Genomic DNA, 19,958 nt, shown 5'->3' with positions numbered 1-19,958 from the left:
ACAATGTCAAATAAAAATAAATCAAGTAGATTTAATAAAATAACCATCGGTTTAGCTTCTCCCGAATCCATTCTTCAGGATTCAAGAGGTGAAGTTTTAAAACCGGAAACTATTAACTACAGAACGCATAAGCCTGAAAGAGATGGTTTGTTCTGTGAAAAAATCTTTGGTCCTATTAAAGATTACGAATGTGCTTGTGGTAAGTACAAGAGAATTCGTTACAAAGGGATCGTTTGTGACCGTTGTGGGGTTGAAGTTACGGAGAAGAAAGTAAGAAGAGAGAGAATCGGACACATCAACTTAGTTGTGCCTATCGCTCACATCTGGTATTTCCGTTCTTTACCAAACAAAATTGGTTACCTTTTAGGTATTCCTTCCAAGAAATTGGATATGATTATCTATTACGAAAGATATGTTGTGATCCAACAAGGTATTGCTAAGAAATTGGATGGTTCTGATTTTGATAAAATGGAATTCTTAACAGAAGAAGAATATCTTGATATCATGGAAACTCTTCCGGTTGAGAATCAATATCTTGATGATTCTGATCCAAACAAATTCATCGCTAAAATGGGTGCTGAAGCTGTTGAGGAATTATTAAAGAGAATTGATCTTGACGCATTGTCTTTCGACTTGAGACACAAAGCTCACAATGAAGGTTCTAAACAAAGAAGAACTGAAGCTCTGAAAAGATTGAACGTTGTAGAAGCATTAAGAGGTGCTAATACAAGAATGATCAACAGACCAGAGTGGATGATTATGCGTGTACTTCCTGTAATTCCACCAGAATTAAGACCATTGGTTCCATTGGATGGAGGACGTTTCGCGACTTCTGACTTAAATGACCTTTATAGAAGAGTTATTATCAGAAACAACCGTTTGAAAAGATTATTGGAGATCAAAGCTCCTGAAGTAATCTTAAGAAACGAGAAGCGTATGCTTCAGGAATCTGTAGATTCATTATTCGATAATACAAGAAAATCTTCTGCAGTAAAATCTGAATCAAACAGACCATTGAAATCACTTTCTGATTCATTGAAAGGTAAGCAAGGTCGTTTCCGTCAGAACTTACTAGGGAAAAGGGTAGATTACTCTGCGCGTTCGGTAATTGTTGTAGGTCCAAACTTACAGCTTCACGAATGTGGTATTCCTAAAGATATGGCTGCGGAACTTTACAAACCATTTATCATTAGAAAACTAATTGAAAGAGGTATTGTAAAAACAGTAAAATCTGCAAAAAGAATTATTGATAGAAAAGAACCTGTAGTTTATGATATCCTGGAAAATGTGATGAAAGGTCACCCTGTTCTATTGAACAGAGCACCTACTCTTCACAGACTAGGTATCCAGGCTTTCCAACCTAAGATGATCGAAGGTAAAGCAATTCAACTACACCCATTAGTAACAACGGCCTTCAATGCCGATTTCGATGGTGACCAGATGGCGGTACATTTACCATTAGGTCCTGAAGCGATCCTTGAAGCTCAGTTATTGATGTTAGGTTCTCAAAACATCTTGAACCCGGCTAACGGTTCTCCAATTACGGTACCTTCTCAGGACATGGTTCTTGGTCTTTATTTCATGACCAAAGAATTGAGTTCTACAGAAGATATGAAAGTGAAAGGTGAAGGGTTGGCATTCTATTCTCCTGAGGAAGCAGAAATTGCTTATGCAGAAGGAAAAGTTTCTTTAAATGCTAAGGTAAGATGTAGACTACCGGTTAAAGAAGATGGAGAATTAGTAACAAGATTAATTGAAACATCTGTTGGTAGAATTTTATTCAACCAAATTGTACCTAAACAAGTAGGATATATCAATGAGCTTTTAACTAAGAAGTCATTGAGAAATGTTATTGGTAAAATCCTTGCTGATACAGATTTCCCTACAACTGTTAAATTCCTTGATGCAATGAAAGACTTGGGTTATTCAAACGCATTTAAAGGAGGTCTTTCATTCTCACTTGGGGATATTGTAGTTCCTGTTGAGAAGAAACAAATGGTTGCTCAGGCAATCGGTACTGTAGATGAGATTAGAGCTAACTATAACATGGGTCTTATTACAGACACAGAACGTTATAACCAGGTAATTGACGTTTGGACAAACACGAACGCTGGATTAACTGAAATGATCATGAGCAGAATGAAGACCGATCAAGGTGGATTCAACTCTGTATATATGATGCTTGATTCTGGGGCGAGGGGTTCTAAAGAACAGATCCGTCAGTTATCAGGGATGAGAGGTTTGATGGCAAAACCGCAAAAAGCTGGTTCTACCGGAGCGGAGATCATCGAAAACCCGATCCTTGCAAACTTTAAGGAAGGTCTTTCGATCCTTGAGTACTTTATCTCTACCCACGGTGCACGTAAGGGTCTTGCGGATACCGCTCTTAAGACTGCCGATGCAGGTTACTTGACAAGAAGATTGGTAGACGTTGCACAAGACGTTATCGTTACAGAAGTAGATTGTGGTACTTTAAGAGGTACAGAAGTTACTGCCTTGAAGAAAAATGATGAGATCGTTGAGAAAATATCTGAAAGAATTTTAGGTAGAGTTTCTCTTCATAACATCTATGATCCTGAAACAGATGAATTAATCGCTGAAGCAGATCAGATCATCAACGAGCAGTTAGCTAAGAAAATTGAAGAAACAGGATTAGAAGCTGTTGAAGTTCGTTCTCCATTAACTTGTGAAGCTAAGAAAGGTATCTGTGCTAAATGTTATGGTAGAAACCTTGCTACTGGTAAAGTAATCCACATGGGTGAAGCAGTAGGGGTAATTGGTGCTCAGTCAATTGGTGAACCAGGAACTCAGTTAACATTGAGAACCTTCCACCAAGGAGGTACTGCAGGTAACGTATCTGAGAATCCTTCAATCATTGCTAGAAGAGATGGTATCGTTGAAATGGATGAAGTAAGAACAATTACTTCTGAAGATGAAAATGGTAACACTGCTGAAGTTGTGGTATCTCGTTCTACTGAATTTAGATTGGTTGCTGACAACGAAACAAGAACACCATTAATGGTAGCTAACGTACCTTACGGTTCAGTATTAGCTGTAAAACCAGGTGATAAAGTGAAGAAAGGTGACGTTATCTGTAAGTGGGATCCGTATAACGCGGTTATCATTGCAGAAACTTCTGGTAAAGTAGAATATGAAGATATCATCCAAGGTATTTCATTCCAACTGGAAATTGACGAACAGACAGGATTCGAAGAGAAAGTAATCTCTGAATCTAGAAATAAGAAAGCCGTACCTACCTTGAAGGTGGTAGACTCTAAAGGTGTTGAGCAAAGAGCTTACAACTTACCGGTAGGAGCCCACTTAATGGTTAATGATGGTGAGAAAATTAAGGCTGGTAAAGTCTTAATCAAAATCCCAAGAAAATCTGCAAAAGCAGGGGATATCACCGGAGGTCTTCCAAGGGTAACCGAATTATTCGAAGCAAGAAACCCTTCAAATCCAGCGGTTGTTACAGAAATCGATGGGGTAGTTTCTTACGGAAAAATTAAGAGAGGTAACCGTGAACTTATTGTAGAGGCTAAGACCGGAGAAAGAAAAATTTACTTAGTAAAACTTTCTAATCAGATCCTGGTTCAGGAGAATGACTTCGTAAGAGCTGGTTCTCCACTTTCTGATGGATCTATTACTCCAGACGATATCTTAAGAATCAAAGGTCCAACTGCGGTTCAGGAATATCTGGTAAATGAGATTCAGGAAGTTTACCGTCTACAAGGGGTGAAAATTGATGATAAGCACTTTGAAATTATCGTAAGACAGATGATGACCAAAGTATCGATCGTTGATGGAGGTGATACTCAATTCCTTGAAGGAGCTTTAGAACATAAATACGATTTCTTAGAAGAGAACAACAGAGTATTTGGTCTTAAAGTAGTTGTAGATGCTGGTGATTCTAAAGAATTCAGACCAGGTCAGATGATTACTGCAAGAGAATTAAGAGATGAGAACTCTAAATTGAAGCGTGAAGATCAGGCTTTAGTTGAAGTAAGAGAAGCTTTACCTGCTACAGCAACACCTGTACTTCAAGGTATTACAAGAGCAGCTCTTCAAACTAAGTCATTCATGTCTGCGGCATCGTTCCAGGAAACAACTAAGGTTCTTAACGAAGCAGCAGTAGCTGGGAAAATTGACTTCTTAAGCGGTCTGAAAGAGAACGTAATTGTAGGACATAGAATTCCTGCAGGTACGGGTCTTAAAGAGTATCAGAATGTTATCGTAGGTTCTAAAAAAGAATTCGAAGATATCAACTAAAATGTATATAAAAGTTTCAGGATTCAAGTTTAAATTTTAAATTAGAGGCCTGAAACTTTTTAAACAAAAATATTTAAAGAAAACATGGACAATCAAAATCAAAATCCACAAGACGGAAACATCAACATCGAATTAAATGAAATGGTAGCTGCTGGGATCTATGCTAACTTAGCATTAGTAAACCACTCTCCATCTGAATTTGTAGTGGATTTCATCCAATTAATGCCAGGTGTTCAACAAGCTAAAGTAAGATCAAGAATTATTCTTGCTCCTCTTCACGCTAAGAGAGTATTATCTGCTCTTCAACAAAACATCGCTAACTACGAGCAGCAATTTGGAGAAATCAAAGAAGTTGAGCCTTTCGTTTTAGGAGGTAATAATGTACAAGCATAAGATTTTTCTTACATAAATCAAGATGCCTCAATTTTTATTGAGGCATTTTTTTTGTCCTGAGTTCAAATCAAAATAGTCACTGGCTTTCATTCCGACTATAATGCTACTATAGGTAATCCAAATAAAAGAGTTATTTTATTTAATTTTAATCAATAAAGAATTTTTTATTTATTATGATTTTAAATAAAGTAAAATATTCGCAAATTTAATACTCTTGCTGAAAATTTAACATTTATTCAAAAATGCATTTTATATATTTGCTTCTTACAATTTGATATAATATATGATAGATCATCAATTTATTAACAATAAATTTGGGTTTTTGGGAAAGGATTTTATAAATGAAGTTCATCAATATGGTATTACAGATAAGATTAAAGCAAAGACTGAATTGATCAGTGAAGGAGAAAAAATTAAGTTTATCCCTTTTATGATTACAGGATCTGTAAAAGTCTACTGCCTGAATGACGGGCGGGAACTGATCTACTATTATGTAAGACCCAATGAAAGTTGTGTAATGACTTTTTCATCTATTTTCAGCAATTATATCAGTAAGATCTATGCAATCACTGAAGAAGATTCAGAGGTATTGTTAATTCCGGTTTCTGTAATGCACGACTGGTTGATTCGCTTTCCCGGAATTAATAGGGTTTTTTATCAGGAATATGATAAAAGATTTATAGACGTAATGAATATGGTTAATGAGGCTGTTTTCCACAGATTGGATAAAAGAGTATTAAGCTATATCAAACAGCAGATTACTTTAACAGGAAATCATCCTATTAAGTTAACGCATAGAGAGATTGCCAGTAATCTGGGAACCTCCAGAGAGGTTGTAAGCAGGGTTCTTAAAAAAATTGAAAATGAGGGAGAAATCTATCAGAGTAAAGAGGGAATAAGAATAGCTATTAATGAAAATGTTAGCCAGGTCTAATAAAAATTGTTTTTAATAGTTATTTTTTATGAAGTGATTGATAAATACAATTTGTTAGGTGACTTTTATCACGCACTTTTGAAATCATAACTCTATAAGTTTGCCATACTAATTATTTATAAAAATTTGTATGACAAAAACTCTCTTATTTTTGTCGATGTTAGCTTCAACTCTTGCTTATTCGCAGGAAGATCTGTTGAAAGATATCGACACTATTAAAACAAACACTGAAAATTCTCAACCTGCCTTTAAGGCTTTACAGATCGTCACAGGGCAATCTACCAAATTAGCTGCCAAGAATGAATGGTATATAGTGGTAGCACACCGTTTTGGTGATATCAGTACCGGATTCAAAAATTTCTTTGGTTTAGATGATGCTTCTACCAAATTAGGAGCTATCTACGGAGTAACCGATTGGTTATCTTTAAACTTATCCAGAGAAACTAACCAGAAAACATTCGAACTAGGTGCCAAGTATAAACTTCTCAAGCAAAATGAAAGTTTTCCGGTAGATGTCGTAGGATATAATGTACTGGCTTTGAATACAGATTTAGATAAGGATAATTATCCAAATCTTCATTTTGGAGACAGACTTTCTTATCTTACTCAGGCTTTAATTTCAAGAAGGTTTGATGATAAACTTTCCTTACAGCTGACTCCTTCTTACATTCATAAAAACTTATACGAGCCTAATATTGAAGATAAAAATCAGTTCCTCACAGGACTTGGCGGACGTTATAAAATTTCCAAAAGAATCTCTGTAAACGCGGAGTACTTCGTAAATTTTGATAACCATAGTTTTTATAAAAATCCTTTGTCCGTTGGAATGGATATAGAAACGGGGGGACACGTTTTCCAATTGGTATTTAGTAATTCACAGCTCAATTCAGATATAGGATATCTTTCCAATGCAGTTGGAAACTGGGGGAAAGGACATATTTATTTTGGGTTTAATCTTTATAGAGTTTTTTAAGATGAAGAAGTTACTATTTATATTATCATCAGGAGCTTTGCTTATTTCTTGTGAAAGCAGAACATACGAAGAGATTTCTGATCATACTCCAATTACTGAGCAGATTAAATATGAAAAAGACATAAAACCAATTGTTGAAGCCAATTGTGTTATTTGTCATTCTCCCGGAGCTCAGGCTTTAACAAATTATAATCAGGTTAAAAATAATATTGATAAGATTTTAGACAGGATTCAGAGACCGAACGGAGATCCGGGAAAAATGCCTCAGGGAGGATCCCTTTCTCCATCCCAGATTAATATGTTTATCAAATGGAAAACTGATGGTCTTATTGAAAATTAAAATTGAAAACAATGAAAAAAGTAATAGTATTAATGATTGCGCTGCTCTCCGGCAATCTTGTTTTAGCTCAAAAATATAGTTCTAAAACAGGTAAAGTAACGTTTGAAGCATCTGTACCTTTATTCGAAGATGTATATGCTCAGGATGATAATAATGTTGCCGTAGTAAATGCAGATACAGGCGATATGGCATCTATTTCGGTAGTGAAGAACTTTCATTTTAAAGTAAAATTGATGGAGGAGCATTTCAATGAAAGCTATGCTGAAACAGCAAAGTATCCGAAAACAACTTTTACAGGGAAAATTTCAAATTTTGATAAAAGTAAACTTACCGCAACTCCACAAAAATACACGGTACAAGGGACGTTGAACTTTCATGGTGTCAATAAACCTGTTTCGTCCACAGCTAATATTTCGTCCAAGGATGGAAAAATATATATGCAGGGAACTTTTGTAGCGAGACCTGCAGATTTTAATGTGACCATTCCAAAAATGGTTACAAAAAAAATAGCTGAAAATATTAATGTAGAATATAATTATATCCTTGTAAAACAATGAAAAAGCTAATTATTATCCTAGGTGTACTGCTGAGTTTCTCTTTGGTATCTGCTCAGGAAAAAGCAAAGTCAATTTTTGATATTGCGAGAAGCGGCACTGTTGCTGAGGTTAAGGAACAAATGAAACAAAACCCGGATGTTATTAACCAGACTAACGAAAGTGGTTTTTCTCCCCTTATTTTAGCATGTTACAGGGGAAATCTTGAAGTCGCTGATTTTTTGATGGATAAAGTGAAGAATATCAATTATAATTCTTCAATGGGTACAGCGCTGATGGCAGTTATATATAAAGGCGATCTGAAATTAACCCAAAAATTATTAGATCATAAATCAGATATCAATACGGCAGATGCTGTAGGAACAACTCCTCTTATTTTTGCTTCAAAATTGGGAAATATAGAAATGGTAAAACTTCTCATGAAAAATAAAGCGAATAAAAATTTAAAAGACAAACAAGGAAATACAGCATTTGAATATGCTGTCCTTTCAAAAAATCAAGAACTTATCAACCAACTTAAAAATTAAAATATGAAAAACATTGTACTCTTTTCTCTTCTATTAACAGGTTTTTTTGGCGTTTCACAACAAAAGACCACAGGTGATGTACCGTTATCTCCTAATAATGGGATAACTGCCAATTTTACTCTGGATAATGCAACTTCTAAAGTAACTTTGATTTTAAAGGGGCCCGCTGACAGATGGTTTGGGTTGGGAATTGGTGTTAGTGCAGGATTTGGCATGGCGTCAGGTGATGCTGTAGTTTATTCTTCTGTTACTACTCCAAAACTGACGGATAGAAATTTTGTAGGATTCACGCAACCCCCATTAGATAGTTCACAAGACTGGACGATCGTAAGTGATGTTGTTTCGGGAACTATAAGAACATTGACTCTAACAAGGGCTTTGACAAACTCAGACCCTAATGATTATCAAATGCCTTATGCTACTACAAACTCTATTAGTTTTGCGGGACCAAGACCTGCTAATGCGACGAATACTGTTGCTCCTCATGGTGGAACAGCTAACGTAGGATATGCAACAGCATCTTTTTCTGCCGTATTAGGCGTGAATGATGTTCATGCAGCAGACAATAAAATTGTTCTTTATCCCAATCCTGCAAAAGAAACTGTAAACTTCAAAAATGCAGATAGAATCAAATCTATTGACATCTACGAAACAACAGGTAGAAAATTGAGAACTGTAAAGCTTAATGGTGAAAGTATAAGCGTTTCTGATTTAAAATCCGGAACTTATTATTTCGAAATCACATTGAAGGACGGAACTTTATCTTTTGAAAAATTGATCAAAGAATAATTAAAAAATAATATTATTTGTGATACCTCTAGAAATAGAGGTATTTTTATTATATATAAACTTGAGTAAGTATTTATAAAAATTCAAAAACAAGTTCATGAAAAAAGAATTAAAGAGTATAGCTTATCAATTGGCAAATGTCAATAAACTAAATGATTTTGTGGAATACGGAGGGGTTGCAGCCGCTATTGAAACAATAACCGGTAATGTATATACAGGAATTAGTATTGATACGGCATGCTCTATGGGATTTTGTGCAGAGCACAGTGCGGTGTCTGAAATGCTTAAAAATGGAGAACATCATATCACAGCCGTGGTTGCTGTTGGAAGTGATGGAAATGCTGTACCTCCTTGTGGTCGGTGCCGTGAACTCATGAGCCAGCTTTCCAGAAAAAATCTTGATGCAATCGTAGAGGTTAAAAATGGAGTATTTATTATGCTAAAAGAATTATTACCCTTCGACTGGAAAGAAGACCTGGAAAGAGAATGGTAGTATTAGTAGTTTTAAAAGATAGCTATCGTCAGGTCGAGTGTTTTTCGACATACAGGATGTAGTCCTGCGAGCGTCGTTCAGGAGAAAAATGTATCGAGACCTACTATATACTTATATTATTCCCAGCCACATTACTCAAATTCAATAATTTTACTTCTAACAAAATAATATCTATGGAATTCAGAAATTTAACAAACCTTAGTATTACAGATCTTTTATCAGTATTTAATCTTTCTTTCTCCGATTATCTGGTTCCCTTTCATTTGGTAGAAGAACAGCTTATCTATAAGATTAATGTTGAAAAGATTGATATGACTCTTTCGGTAGGAGCATTCCATGAAGATCAAATTGTGGGTTTTATCCTACATGCCGAAAAAATAGAAGCTGGAAAACGAATCATTTACAATGCTGGAACTGGAGTTGTTCCTGATTATCGGGGACGAGGATTGGTAAGAAAAATGTATGATTATATCTTTCCAATACTAAAAGATAGAAAGAGCAATGCATTGATGCTTGAGGTTATTGAAGGAAATAATCCTGCTATAAGAGCATACACTAACTTAGGATTTAAGACCACTAGAAAATTACTTTGTTTCAAAGGAAATATTAATATTACAGAAAGGAACTCTGAGAGTAATATTCAGCAAATAGATAAATTTGACTGGGAGTTATTCAAGTGTTTCTGGGATATTGAACCTTCATGGCAGAGCTCTCCTATGGTTGTAGAGCAAATGAAAAAAGATTGCATGATCTTCGGTGCTTATAATAAGGATGAGCTGGTCGGGTACGCGATTTTTAATCCTGAGATAGGAAAAGTATATCAGATTGCTGTTAAGAAAAACAATAGAAGAAATAATATCGGAACAAATATTTTTAGAACAATAGGAGAGATGAGTAAAGGGAAGGTGATTGTTGTGAATAATGTAGATGATTCTTCAGAATGTACATCCCAGTTTCTTACTGCAATGGGGCTTGAAAATTGGGTGTCGCAGTTTGAGATGGTAAATTATATTACTACTGAATTATAATAAAGAATACTGCTCCTATAAGAAAAATACCCGTTGCGCAAAGTCTCAGACTTTGAGCAATTACTTTTATAAATGAATTTTCTCTTGATCTATTGTAATATAGCCTTATTTCATCTTATCTATTTTTATTTTTAATATATGAATTTTAAAGAAAGCTTGGCATACAACAAAGTCAACTCTTAGGAGTTGACTTTGTTTATTTTTCGGTGCAAAGTCAGAGACTTTGCGCAGCAGGGATACTTTCTGTACCACGACCTAGGGTCAATAAACATTATTGGATTATTTACTGTATAGTTGTAAGGTAACCATCTACGATATTGTTTCGCCAGCGGATCCACAACTTCCCATCTTCCAATATCCACATATACTTTCTTACCCATAATCATACATTCCATTCTCTTGGAGTTCTTTCTCGTTGTACTTATATTTATAGGAAGTTACTACTTACATTTATAACTTTGATCTAAATAAGAATGCATATCATTTTTTAATATAGCACAACCCTTCAAGATTATATGTTGTATAAATAGTGCTTGACCTCCCTGTTTTATCTTTTATAGGAACACGTGTATTGTTAAACCAAAGTCCTTTAATCTGAGAATTAAATATTGGGGATGATAAATCCTCAAGTACCATTTTATATGTTTTGTTTAGAATTATTTTAATTTTACAAGAATTTGTTTTTTTTGGAGTTAAAATTCTATAAATATCATTATTTCCTTTTGGCTTACAATAATATATATAAACACTTCCTAACGAATCTAATTCAATTGTTTTAACACTTGCCTGAATTTGAGTATCTGTTTTACTAATTTTAGATTTGCAAGAAATAATTGTAATTATTAATATTAAATAGATATTTAGTTTTAGCATAATTTAAATATTAAGGATAGGTTTGAAATATTAAGCGATCTTTTTTCTTTGTAGGATCAGTTATAAAATATATAGCTTTTCCACCTCGCTGCGCAAAGTCTCAGACTTTGAGCCATTACTTGTATAAATGAATTTTCTCTTGATTTATTACAATATAGTCTTATTTCATATTATCTATTTTTATTTTAAATATATGAACTTTAAAGAAAGCTTGGCATACAACAAAGTCAACTCTTAAGAGTTGACTTTGTTTATTTTTCGGCTCAAAGTCAGAGACTTTGAGCAGCGGAGGGACTCATTCTGCTCTTTTAATAAAGTAATGTAATCGTTTAAATTGCTTCTGTCATAGAATACATCAGCGGGGATTCAGATTAGTTTTTTTGAACTTAGCAATACGCTGTTCAATAAATTGTGTTGATGTGAAGATTACTTTTTTTTCATTTGTAAACATAAATAACGAATCATTTTTAACCGTATTGGATTTTTGATCATGAACTTGTAAGAGAAAAATTGCCTGATAATTACCTGTTTTAGTATTTTTGGGTTTCAAATACTCCACACTTTTTATAATTTTTATTTCGTGTTTCATACTGTCCTCTACTTTTGCATATTTTAATTTGATTAATTCCAAATCCTTTATTGTTTTAACATTTTCAAGCTCTTTTGTTAACTGTTGCTGTTGTTTATTTAATATTATCAATCTTTGAGTAGAATAGTTAGATACAAAGTCAGCTTCTTGCCATTCTTTTAAAGTATCAAATTTTACAAGTTGAATGAATTCTAAAGTAGAACCATCTTATTTAAGCTCCTGTGTAATTTTTTTTGGATAGACTGGGTTAATTCTTCTTTAAAACTCTTGGTTTCATCTTTTTTACAAGAAAAGGAAGTAAATAAAATCAATATGTAAATTATGTTAGTTTTCATACTATCCTTGTTGTTATTTCTTGCTTATATGGGGAGTCAAACTCATTACTTATTCTTTACAAAATTAATTCTATTCCTAAAGTTATTTACTAACTATTATATTGTCTTGTTTAAAAAGACAATTTTAGCTATTTATATATGGTTTTCTACTAAAATAATCAATGAGTTTTTAACTTCTTTAATATACTTTTAATCTATTAAACTTTTCTGATAACAACACAGGGCGTAACTTTGCCAAAAATTTTTATAATGAAGCGCGGAATACAAATTTTACTACTGTTTATTTCGGTAATGGGATGGGCTCAGAAAGCACCAGTCGATACAACACAAGTTGTAATACCTAATCGATATAATAGCGTAGATGCCCAGACAAAACCTTATGTAATTATGATTTCTACAGATGGGTTCCGATATGACTATGCTAAAAAATACAATGCCGAAAATCTTTTAAAATTATCTAATGATGGAGTTCAGGCAAAAGCAATGATCCCAAGCTATCCCAGCATTACATTTCCTAACCATTGGAGCTTAATTACCGGATTGTATCCTGCACATCATGGTTTGATTGATAACTTTTTCTATGATTATAAGAGAAAGGAATTTTATGCAATGAGTGATAAAAATAATGCTGAAGACGGAAGTTGGTATGGTGGAACCCCAATTTGGGGATTAGCTGAAAAGCAAGGAATGATTTCGGCTACTATGATGTGGGTAGGTTCAGCAAGTGATGCAGGAGGAAAAAGACCCACTTATTATTACCCTTATCATGATCAGTTCACTCCTTCTGAAAAAGTAGATAGAGTGGTGAATTGGTTAAAATTACCAATGGATAAGAGGCCTCATTTTATTACTTTATACTTTCCGGAAGTAGATGGAAGCGGACATCATTTTGGACCTGATACTAAAGAAACCGGAGATGCTGTCCATTTAGTAGATAATGCAATTGGCGAATTGGTTCAGAAAGTAACTCAATTAGGATTAAAGAATGTAAATTTTATTTTTGTATCCGATCATGGAATGATAAAAGTGGATGGGGGAGCACCTTTAGAAATTCCTGCAATGCTTTTAAATCAAGATAGATTTGATTTTTATAACTCGCAGACATTGTTGAGAGTTGTGGTTAAGAATCCTGAAGAAACAAAAGCGGTTTATAATGAACTTAAAGCTAATAAAACAGAGGATTATGATGTTTATTTAGATAAAAGGCTTCCTAAATACCTTCACTTCGGAACAAGGGATGATCAATATCACAGGATAGGGCAGATTCTTTTGATTCCAAAAGCTCCAAAAATATTTTTAGAAAAAGGAAAGAAAACATCAGTTGGTAAACATGGATATAATCCGAGACTGGTTCCTGAAATGAAAGCTACCTTTTTTGCATGGGGACCACAGTTTAAAAATAATGTAGTAGTGGATGAATTTACGAATGTAAATGTTTATCCTTTAGTTGCAGAGATTTTGGGATTGAAAATTGACCAACCTATTGATGGGAAACTGAAAGTTTTAAAAGAAACTTTGAAAGACAAATAAGCAAGATTTATATTAGATAAAAAACAGTTTCGGCGGACCTTTGGTCCGCCGAAACTGTATCTGTTGACCTAGGAATCGAAGGCGGTTAAAAAATGTGTTCTGTGAATGTTAAAAAAATTCTACTGTTTGAGTGCGGTGTATCAATTAAATAATAAACTCAAATGAAATCCGCACGAGTTTAGAATTTTTAGAGAACAGAATTCATTTTTAGCCTGAGTTTCCAGTCTTGAACTTTTGTTTCTTTTGTTTCAAGACAAAAGAAATTAGTCTTACATATTAACGTGAGCAGCAAACTCCTTAGCAAATTCTTCTAATTTTATACTGCCAGTAACAGGAGAACCGTTTTCAATAAAATCAGCTTGTACCACTCCTGTTCTCATTCCTTTACCCATTTCAGTATATAATTCAGCCATTTCCTGAGGAAGACCTCCCTGAATTGCTCCGTTCAAATATTCTTCATCCGTAAATTCTACCCAAGGTAATTCCGGTTTTCCAATGGCTGAGCCTAAAACAGATGCAAAATCCGAAGGATTACGAATATCACCTACGGCATATCTTATATTTTTATCCCCTGAGGTTTTTACTAATTCTTCGGCTGCTGCTTTTGCAATATCAGTAGGATGAACTAGTGGGATGTTCCCATTTTCAGGATAGTTTCCGCCAATAATTCCTGCATTTTGAACCAATGGAATATCATTGAAAAAATTATTATAAAAATACCCTGCCCGGACAAATGTTACAGATGTATTTTCCAATCCTTTATAAATGTTTTCAATATGGTGAAGACCTTTAATTGGGCCCGTTTCCACGGGTGAAGCTGCTCCTACACTGCTTAACATAACAACACGTTTTACATTTGCTTTTTTTACTGCTTCAGCATAGTTTTTTCCTACATTTATAGTTTCTTCAACTATATGAGTGGCACCCATATTAGGAGGTGTCATAGCAAATACAGCATCTGCTCCTTCAAATGTTTTACTTAAAAAATTCAGATCAGTGATAGAACCGATCGCTGCTTTTGCTCCTAATGATTCGATTTCGCTTTTTTTAGATCCGTTACTGCTGATGACAGTAATATCATGTCCTTCTGCTATTAATTGTTGAGCCAATGGCTTTGCTACATTTCCTAATGAACCTGTGATTATAATTTTCATATGTAAAATTTTTATTGTTTTTTAATGGTCATATGCAATCGCTGAATACTTATTAGTCTTTATTATTGATCAGGTGATTGCGATTTCATAATAAATATTTTTTTATTTCTGAGAACAAAGTTATATTTGTACTTACTTTTATACAAGTACTTACCCTAAAGTATGTATCATGACAGTTATTAAAGAAAGTTCTACGATTCAGGAAAACAGACGGAATATATTGGATCAATGTCCGGTAATGTATGTTATGGAAAAAATTGGCGGTTTTTGGAAACCCATTATTTTATTTCAGTTATCCACCGGGGAGAAAAGATACAGCGAATTAAAAAGAGCGATTCCTGAAGTGACAGAAAAAATGCTGATTCAGCATTTAAAACAATTAGAAGCAGATGGCTTGATCATAAGAACTGCCAGGCCTGTTGTTCCACCTCATGTCACCTATGAATTGAGCGAGGCCGGGAATAAATTGGCTCCTGTAATTGATGCAATGGCAGATTGGGCTTTTCAGGATATGAAAGGAGAACACAACTGGAAACCTGTAATGTAACAGATCATATAATCTAAAAATACAAAAGGCTCTTCAATTACGAAGAGCCTTTCTATTAAAAAAATATCCGAAGAATTATAAAGATTGCATGTCGATGACGAAACGATATTTTACATCACTTTTCAACATTCTTTCATACGCTTCATTGATTTCGTTCATTTTGATGGTTTCGATTTCGGAAACAATATTGTGCTCACCACAGAAATCCAGCATCTCTTGAGTTTCAGCAATACCACCGATTACAGAACCTGCCACTGATTTTCTTCCCATGATCATTGGAACGGTATTTAAGATAGGTTCCAGCCCTCCTAAATAACCAACAATAACTAGTGTTCCACTGATATTTAAAGTAGTAATATAAGGATTTACATCGTGTACATAAGGAACTGTATCGATGATCACATCAAACTTTCCTTTTACAGAGTCCATTTCTGATTGTTCTGTAGAAATCACTACATGATCAGCTCCTAATTGTTTAGCATCTTCCGCCTTACCCGGTGTTCTTGAAAACAATGTTACTTCAGCTCCTAATCCTTTAGCTAATTTAATTGCCATATGTCCTAATCCTCCAAGTCCTACAACGGCAACTTTTGAATTAGGCCCCACGTTCCAATGTTTCAAAGGAGACCATGTCGTAATTCCTGCGCAAAGAAGTGGAGCAACTGCTGCCAAATCTAAATTTTCAGGTACTTTTAAAACATGATTGGAATCCACAACTACTTTTTGAGAATATCCGCCAAAAGTGTGACCTCCCAAATGTTTATCCTTTCCGTTGTATGTTCCTGTAAAACCATTCAGACAATATTGCTCAAGATCATGCTTGCAACTTTCACAAGTTCCACATGAATCTACGATACAGCCAACCCCTGCTAAGTCTCCAACTTTGAATTTTGATACATCGCTGCCAACCTTGGTTATCCTTCCCACAATTTCATGTCCAGGAACAGCTGGATAGATCGTGCCTCCCCAATCGTTTCTGGCTGTGTGAAGATCTGAATGACAAACCCCGCAATATAGAATTTCAATTTCTACATCATTGGGTGTTGCCTCTCTTCTTTCTATATTCATTTCCTTCAAGTCTGCCGTAGTAGACTCTGCTCCGTACGCTCTTACTGTAAATGTGTTCATTTGTTTTTAAATTTTAAGTTAATGTTTTAGTTTATAAATTGTTATATTCTTCATTCGTTACGGGTTCCATCCATTCTACAATGCCATTTTGGGTATTAGGGTTTATGGCAATATGTGTAAATTCATTATCCGGACCAGCACCGTGCCAGTGAATGATATCGGGAAGTATGTTGATGACATCCCCGGGATTTAAGATTTGAATAGGTTGTCCCTGCTCCTGATAATACCCTGTTCCTGAAGTTACAATTAAAATCTGACCACCACCATGAGAATGCCAGTTATTTCTACAGCCTGCTTCAAAGACTACATTTCCGATCTGACAATTGAGTTCATCAGTATTGGATTTTAAAATATTTACCCATGCTGTACCTCCTGAAAAATATTCTGAAGGGGCTTTTTCTCCTTTGGGAAAGATGTTTTTGTTTTCGAATGTTTCCATAACAATGCAAAAGTCGATTCTTTTCAGTAAACAGTACTTATACAGATTACAGGAACATGTACCAATTTTACAGGCAACATGAAAAGTAAAATAGAAAGTGGTAATTTTGAATAAGATTTAAAAGGTAATCTATGGAAAATCAAGATATTCAAATAATCAGTAGTGTTTCAGAATATAATAAAATGATGAATCATGATACATTGCACCCTTTGGTAAGCATTGTGGATTTTTCCAAATCAGATCCGATTTCCCAATACAGAAGAAGCTATGGTTTTTATACCGTATTTCTTAAGGATGTGATGTGTGGAGATATGTATTATGGCAAGAATACTTACGATTATCAGGAAGGGACATTGGTTTTTATAGCTCCTGGCCAGGTTTATGGACTAAGTAGTGATGGAACCTATAGACAGCCTGGTGGATATGCATTGATATTCCATCCTGATTTGATAAAAGGAACGAACTTAGGTAAAAATATCAAAGATTATTCATTCTTTTCCTATGATGTGCATGAAGCCCTTCATCTTTCCGAAAAAGAAAGAGAGATTATTCTTGAGTGTTTTAAAAATATAAAATTTGAATTAGAACAATCTATTGATAAACACAGTAAATCTTTAATTGTAAACAATGTAGAGCTGTTTCTTAATTATTGCATGCGGTTTTATGACCGTCAATTTATCACTCGTGATCATGTCAATCAGGGAGTTATTGGAAAATTCGAAAATCTATTAAGCGATTATCTGAAGTCTGATAAACCTAAAAATATTGGCTTTCCAATGGTTAATTATTTTGCAGAACAACTTAATCTTTCGGCGAACTATTTTGGAGATTTAATTAAAAAAGAATTAGGCATTTCTGCTCAGGAATTTATTCATAATAAACTAATCGATGTTGCCAAAGAAGAAATCTATAACCCGTCAAAATCGATTAGTGAAATCTCTTATGATCTTGGATTTAAATATCCACAACATTTTACAAGGTTATTTAAAGCTAAAGTTGGAGTGTCTCCGAGTGAGTATAAAACCTTAAACTGATTTTATTTAACACTAATAAATACTAATGCTCACGAATAACACAAAATATTTCCGTGCGTTTATTAGTGGAATTTGTGCTTAGAATTTGTGTCATTTGTATTGAAGCGAATCACAGAAATAGGTATTTTCTTTCATATACATTCGTATTTATCAAAAAAGTGAATTAATTTTAAAGGGAGAAATTTCTTTAGAATGAAAGAACAACAGCATATCGGTACTCATACTTTTCAGACTCCTTTTGCAAAAATTATTGCGATTAAAGAAAATGGCGTTATCAAAGCCAAAAGTATCCGCTATGCCCATTCTAAAAGATTTCAAATGCCAGTTCCCATAGAACCATCGGCTTCTGAAATTATTTTTCCAGATAAAACTCCGGTTTGCCCACAAAGTATTAGCCCATTAATTGAAAAATTGATAGGACCTATTGATCTTGATCGGTTTGAAGTAGATGAATCTACTCAATACCTTTCTGTTATTCGCCCTGAAAATGAACATAATAGACTCCCCGTAGTGGTTTGGATCCATGGTGGTTCTCACGAAATTGGCTGTGGAGATGTACCAACTTCCGATGCGAGTGACTGGGTGAAAGAGCAGGATATTGTTGTCGTTTCAGTTTCTTATCGTCTGGGGCTGTTTGGGTTCTTAGGAGGAACAGAAGAAAGACCAGCCAACCTTGGATTATTTGATATCATTGAAGCGTTACAGTGGATTAAAACAAATATTGAAAGCTTTGGCGGAGATTCCGGAAATATTACGCTGTTGGGGCAATCGTCTGGTGGTGATGCTATTGCGCACCTGATGATTTCGGAAGGTGTTAAAGGTTTATTCCAGCGGGTAATTATTCAGAGTGCTCCATTAGGACTTCGTCATAGCCGGCAAAAAATGTCTGCTGAATTCCTGCAAAAAACTGACTTTTTAAAACATGAAACTGATGTTGTAAAAATGGTAACCGAATATAAGAAACATGTTCCCTCAGTTATAAAATATGGTTTAAAAGCGGTAATGCCTTTTGGCACCCAATATGGATTTCCTCCTTTATGCAATGAACATGAGACAGAAGATAGATGGATATCCAATGCCAGAGAATATGATGTGCTGATCGGGTTAAATAATGATGAAACTGCATTCTATCTTAAAACATCTGAAGCTCTTAATACCTATTTTGGAAAAGGTTTTGGACAAAAGATCATGAATAAAACAGTACAGCTTACTACAGAAAAGATCTATGGAAAACCTGCTGAGGTTTTTGCTGGCAACTATGCGAAAGCAGGAGGGAATGTATATCTATTCAGGATTTATTCAAAACTAGCTGAGAATGAAATAGGAGCGGCTCACAGTATTGATTTGCCCTTGTTATTTGGTAATGAGGACGCATGGAAATCGGCGGGATTATTAAAAAATATTCCCTGGGAATATATTCATGAAAATGGGATTAAATTACGAGCGGTTTGGGCGGAATTTGCCCGGACAGGAAAAATAACAGATCAATCTGAGAAGCCGGAAATTCTGGAATTCCGGAAAATTTAAATTCATACTTTAATGCAAGTACTCCAAATGGCTTTACAGATAACATGTTTGTAACTAATGATTTATGCTTATTAGTGGATATTTGTGTAATGTATTAGCGTTCTTCGTGTTAAGAATGCGTTTTTCGTATTTAAAAATCATTAATTAGTGAATTTTATTCAATGATACGTTTGATATTTTATTATATTTGAGTGTTAAATTTATAAAATGTAATAAATATGAAAATCAAAATTTTCCAAAAACAATTGAGCAGAGAAGCTCTGAGAAAAGTACTGGCAGGTGGTGAAGGATGCACCAATGTATCTGCCAGAGGAGAAGAGTGTCTTTATCCGTTAGTATGTGGTCCATATGGATGTGAGCTTTCCGGAAATAATGGTGGCGGCACCGGAGGAGGAAGTACAGGTGGCGGAGGTACTGGTGGTGGGACCGGTGGTGGAATAGGTGGACCTGATCCTGAACAAACTACATAAGATCAGGATAAAAGCTGATCTAAGTTTGAAAA

The 19,958-nt window shown here is 34.7% G+C and carries 20 protein-coding genes; 15 read left to right on the top strand and 5 right to left on the bottom strand.

Annotated features, from left to right (window positions below; genetic code table 11):
• The first annotated feature begins 3 nt into the window (after nucleotides 1-3).
• The 10 genes from rpoC (at nucleotide 4) to JHL15_RS20085 (ending at nucleotide 10,300) form a co-directional block, all read left to right on the top strand.
• Nucleotides 4-4,269 (top strand): DNA-directed RNA polymerase subunit beta', encoded by a 4,266-nt coding sequence (gene rpoC / locus JHL15_RS20130; protein WP_200248753.1) that lies wholly within the window; start codon nucleotides 4-6, stop codon nucleotides 4,267-4,269.
• 84 nt (nucleotides 4,270-4,353) lie between these two features.
• Entirely contained in the window at nucleotides 4,354-4,662 is a 309-nt protein-coding gene (locus JHL15_RS20125) for a DUF3467 domain-containing protein (protein WP_089027859.1), read from the top strand.
• A 283-nt stretch (nucleotides 4,663-4,945) separates the two neighbouring features.
• Nucleotides 4,946-5,596: a Crp/Fnr family transcriptional regulator gene (locus tag JHL15_RS20120; protein ID WP_200248750.1), complete on the top strand. Its 651-nt coding sequence runs from the start codon at nucleotides 4,946-4,948 to the stop codon at nucleotides 5,594-5,596.
• A gap of 130 nt (nucleotides 5,597-5,726) precedes the next feature.
• Nucleotides 5,727-6,569, top strand: coding sequence for a DUF5777 family beta-barrel protein (locus JHL15_RS20115; RefSeq protein ID WP_200248748.1), 843 nt, complete (start codon nucleotides 5,727-5,729; stop codon nucleotides 6,567-6,569).
• Between the two features lies 1 nt (nucleotide 6,570).
• Nucleotides 6,571-6,909, top strand: coding sequence for a c-type cytochrome (locus tag JHL15_RS20110; protein ID WP_234047816.1), 339 nt, complete (start codon nucleotides 6,571-6,573; stop codon nucleotides 6,907-6,909).
• A gap of 11 nt (nucleotides 6,910-6,920) precedes the next feature.
• Nucleotides 6,921-7,466: a YceI family protein gene (locus tag JHL15_RS20105; RefSeq protein WP_200248744.1), complete on the top strand. Its 546-nt coding sequence runs from the start codon at nucleotides 6,921-6,923 to the stop codon at nucleotides 7,464-7,466.
• The gene (locus tag JHL15_RS20100) at nucleotides 7,463-7,990 is read left to right on the top strand and encodes an ankyrin repeat domain-containing protein (protein WP_200248742.1); all 528 of its coding nucleotides are present in this window, start codon (nucleotides 7,463-7,465) and stop codon (nucleotides 7,988-7,990) included. The genes JHL15_RS20105 and JHL15_RS20100 overlap by 4 nt, the downstream gene beginning before the upstream one ends.
• A gap of 3 nt (nucleotides 7,991-7,993) precedes the next feature.
• Complete coding sequence (locus JHL15_RS20095) at nucleotides 7,994-8,779, top strand: T9SS type A sorting domain-containing protein (RefSeq protein WP_200248740.1); 786 nt, start codon at nucleotides 7,994-7,996, stop codon at nucleotides 8,777-8,779.
• Between the two features lie 97 nt (nucleotides 8,780-8,876).
• Entirely contained in the window at nucleotides 8,877-9,272 is a 396-nt protein-coding gene (locus JHL15_RS20090; RefSeq protein WP_200248738.1) for a cytidine deaminase family protein, read from the top strand.
• Between the two features lie 173 nt (nucleotides 9,273-9,445).
• Nucleotides 9,446-10,300, top strand: coding sequence for a GNAT family N-acetyltransferase (locus JHL15_RS20085; RefSeq protein WP_200248736.1), 855 nt, complete (start codon nucleotides 9,446-9,448; stop codon nucleotides 10,298-10,300).
• 480 nt (nucleotides 10,301-10,780) lie between these two features.
• On the opposite strand, the gene JHL15_RS20080 is transcribed toward JHL15_RS20085, so the two are convergent.
• Both JHL15_RS20080 and JHL15_RS20075 read right to left on the bottom strand, forming a co-directional pair.
• Nucleotides 10,781-11,173, bottom strand: a complete 393-nt coding sequence (locus JHL15_RS20080) for a hypothetical protein (RefSeq protein WP_200248734.1) — start codon at nucleotides 11,171-11,173, stop codon at nucleotides 10,781-10,783.
• A gap of 355 nt (nucleotides 11,174-11,528) precedes the next feature.
• Entirely contained in the window at nucleotides 11,529-11,873 is a 345-nt protein-coding gene (locus JHL15_RS20075) for a hypothetical protein (protein WP_200248731.1), read from the bottom strand.
• Between the two features lie 473 nt (nucleotides 11,874-12,346).
• On the opposite strand from JHL15_RS20075, the gene JHL15_RS20070 reads away from it, so the two are divergent.
• The gene (locus JHL15_RS20070; RefSeq protein WP_200248728.1) at nucleotides 12,347-13,627 is read left to right on the top strand and encodes an alkaline phosphatase family protein; all 1,281 of its coding nucleotides are present in this window, start codon (nucleotides 12,347-12,349) and stop codon (nucleotides 13,625-13,627) included.
• A gap of 269 nt (nucleotides 13,628-13,896) precedes the next feature.
• On the opposite strand, the gene JHL15_RS20065 is transcribed toward JHL15_RS20070, so the two are convergent.
• Nucleotides 13,897-14,781, bottom strand: coding sequence for an NAD(P)H-binding protein (locus JHL15_RS20065; protein ID WP_200248726.1), 885 nt, complete (start codon nucleotides 14,779-14,781; stop codon nucleotides 13,897-13,899).
• A 169-nt stretch (nucleotides 14,782-14,950) separates the two neighbouring features.
• Here JHL15_RS20065 and JHL15_RS20060 point away from each other — a divergent pair, with 169 nt between their 5' ends.
• Entirely contained in the window at nucleotides 14,951-15,328 is a 378-nt protein-coding gene (locus tag JHL15_RS20060) for a winged helix-turn-helix transcriptional regulator (RefSeq protein ID WP_200248723.1), read from the top strand.
• Nucleotides 15,329-15,403: 75 nt separating this feature from the next.
• On the opposite strand, the gene JHL15_RS20055 is transcribed toward JHL15_RS20060, so the two are convergent.
• Together JHL15_RS20055 and JHL15_RS20050 are read right to left on the bottom strand one after the other, a co-directional pair.
• On the bottom strand, nucleotides 15,404-16,456 hold the full coding sequence (locus tag JHL15_RS20055; protein WP_200248721.1) for an NAD(P)-dependent alcohol dehydrogenase: 1,053 nt from the start codon (nucleotides 16,454-16,456) through the stop codon (nucleotides 15,404-15,406).
• A gap of 31 nt (nucleotides 16,457-16,487) precedes the next feature.
• A complete protein-coding gene (locus JHL15_RS20050; RefSeq protein ID WP_200248718.1) occupies nucleotides 16,488-16,895 on the bottom strand; it encodes a cupin domain-containing protein in 408 nt (135 codons plus the stop codon).
• Between the two features lie 131 nt (nucleotides 16,896-17,026).
• Here JHL15_RS20050 and JHL15_RS20045 point away from each other — a divergent pair, with 131 nt between their 5' ends.
• The 3 genes from JHL15_RS20045 to JHL15_RS20035 all read left to right on the top strand — a co-directional run bounded on the left by JHL15_RS20045 (nucleotide 17,027) and on the right by JHL15_RS20035 (nucleotide 19,926).
• Entirely contained in the window at nucleotides 17,027-17,929 is a 903-nt protein-coding gene (locus JHL15_RS20045; RefSeq protein WP_200248716.1) for a helix-turn-helix domain-containing protein, read from the top strand.
• Nucleotides 17,930-18,121: 192 nt separating this feature from the next.
• Nucleotides 18,122-19,456, top strand: a complete 1,335-nt coding sequence (locus JHL15_RS20040) for a carboxylesterase family protein (RefSeq protein ID WP_200248713.1) — start codon at nucleotides 18,122-18,124, stop codon at nucleotides 19,454-19,456.
• Between the two features lie 218 nt (nucleotides 19,457-19,674).
• Nucleotides 19,675-19,926, top strand: coding sequence for a hypothetical protein (locus tag JHL15_RS20035; RefSeq protein WP_200248710.1), 252 nt, complete (start codon nucleotides 19,675-19,677; stop codon nucleotides 19,924-19,926).
• Nucleotides 19,927-19,958 lie beyond the last annotated feature (32 nt).

Origin of the sequence: Chryseobacterium paridis (assembly GCF_016595215.1) — a bacterium.
GTDB lineage: Bacteria > Bacteroidota > Bacteroidia > Flavobacteriales > Weeksellaceae > Chryseobacterium > Chryseobacterium paridis.
The sequence above is the reverse complement of the archived record's forward strand: the minus strand, read 5'-3'. Positions and strand labels throughout refer to the sequence as shown.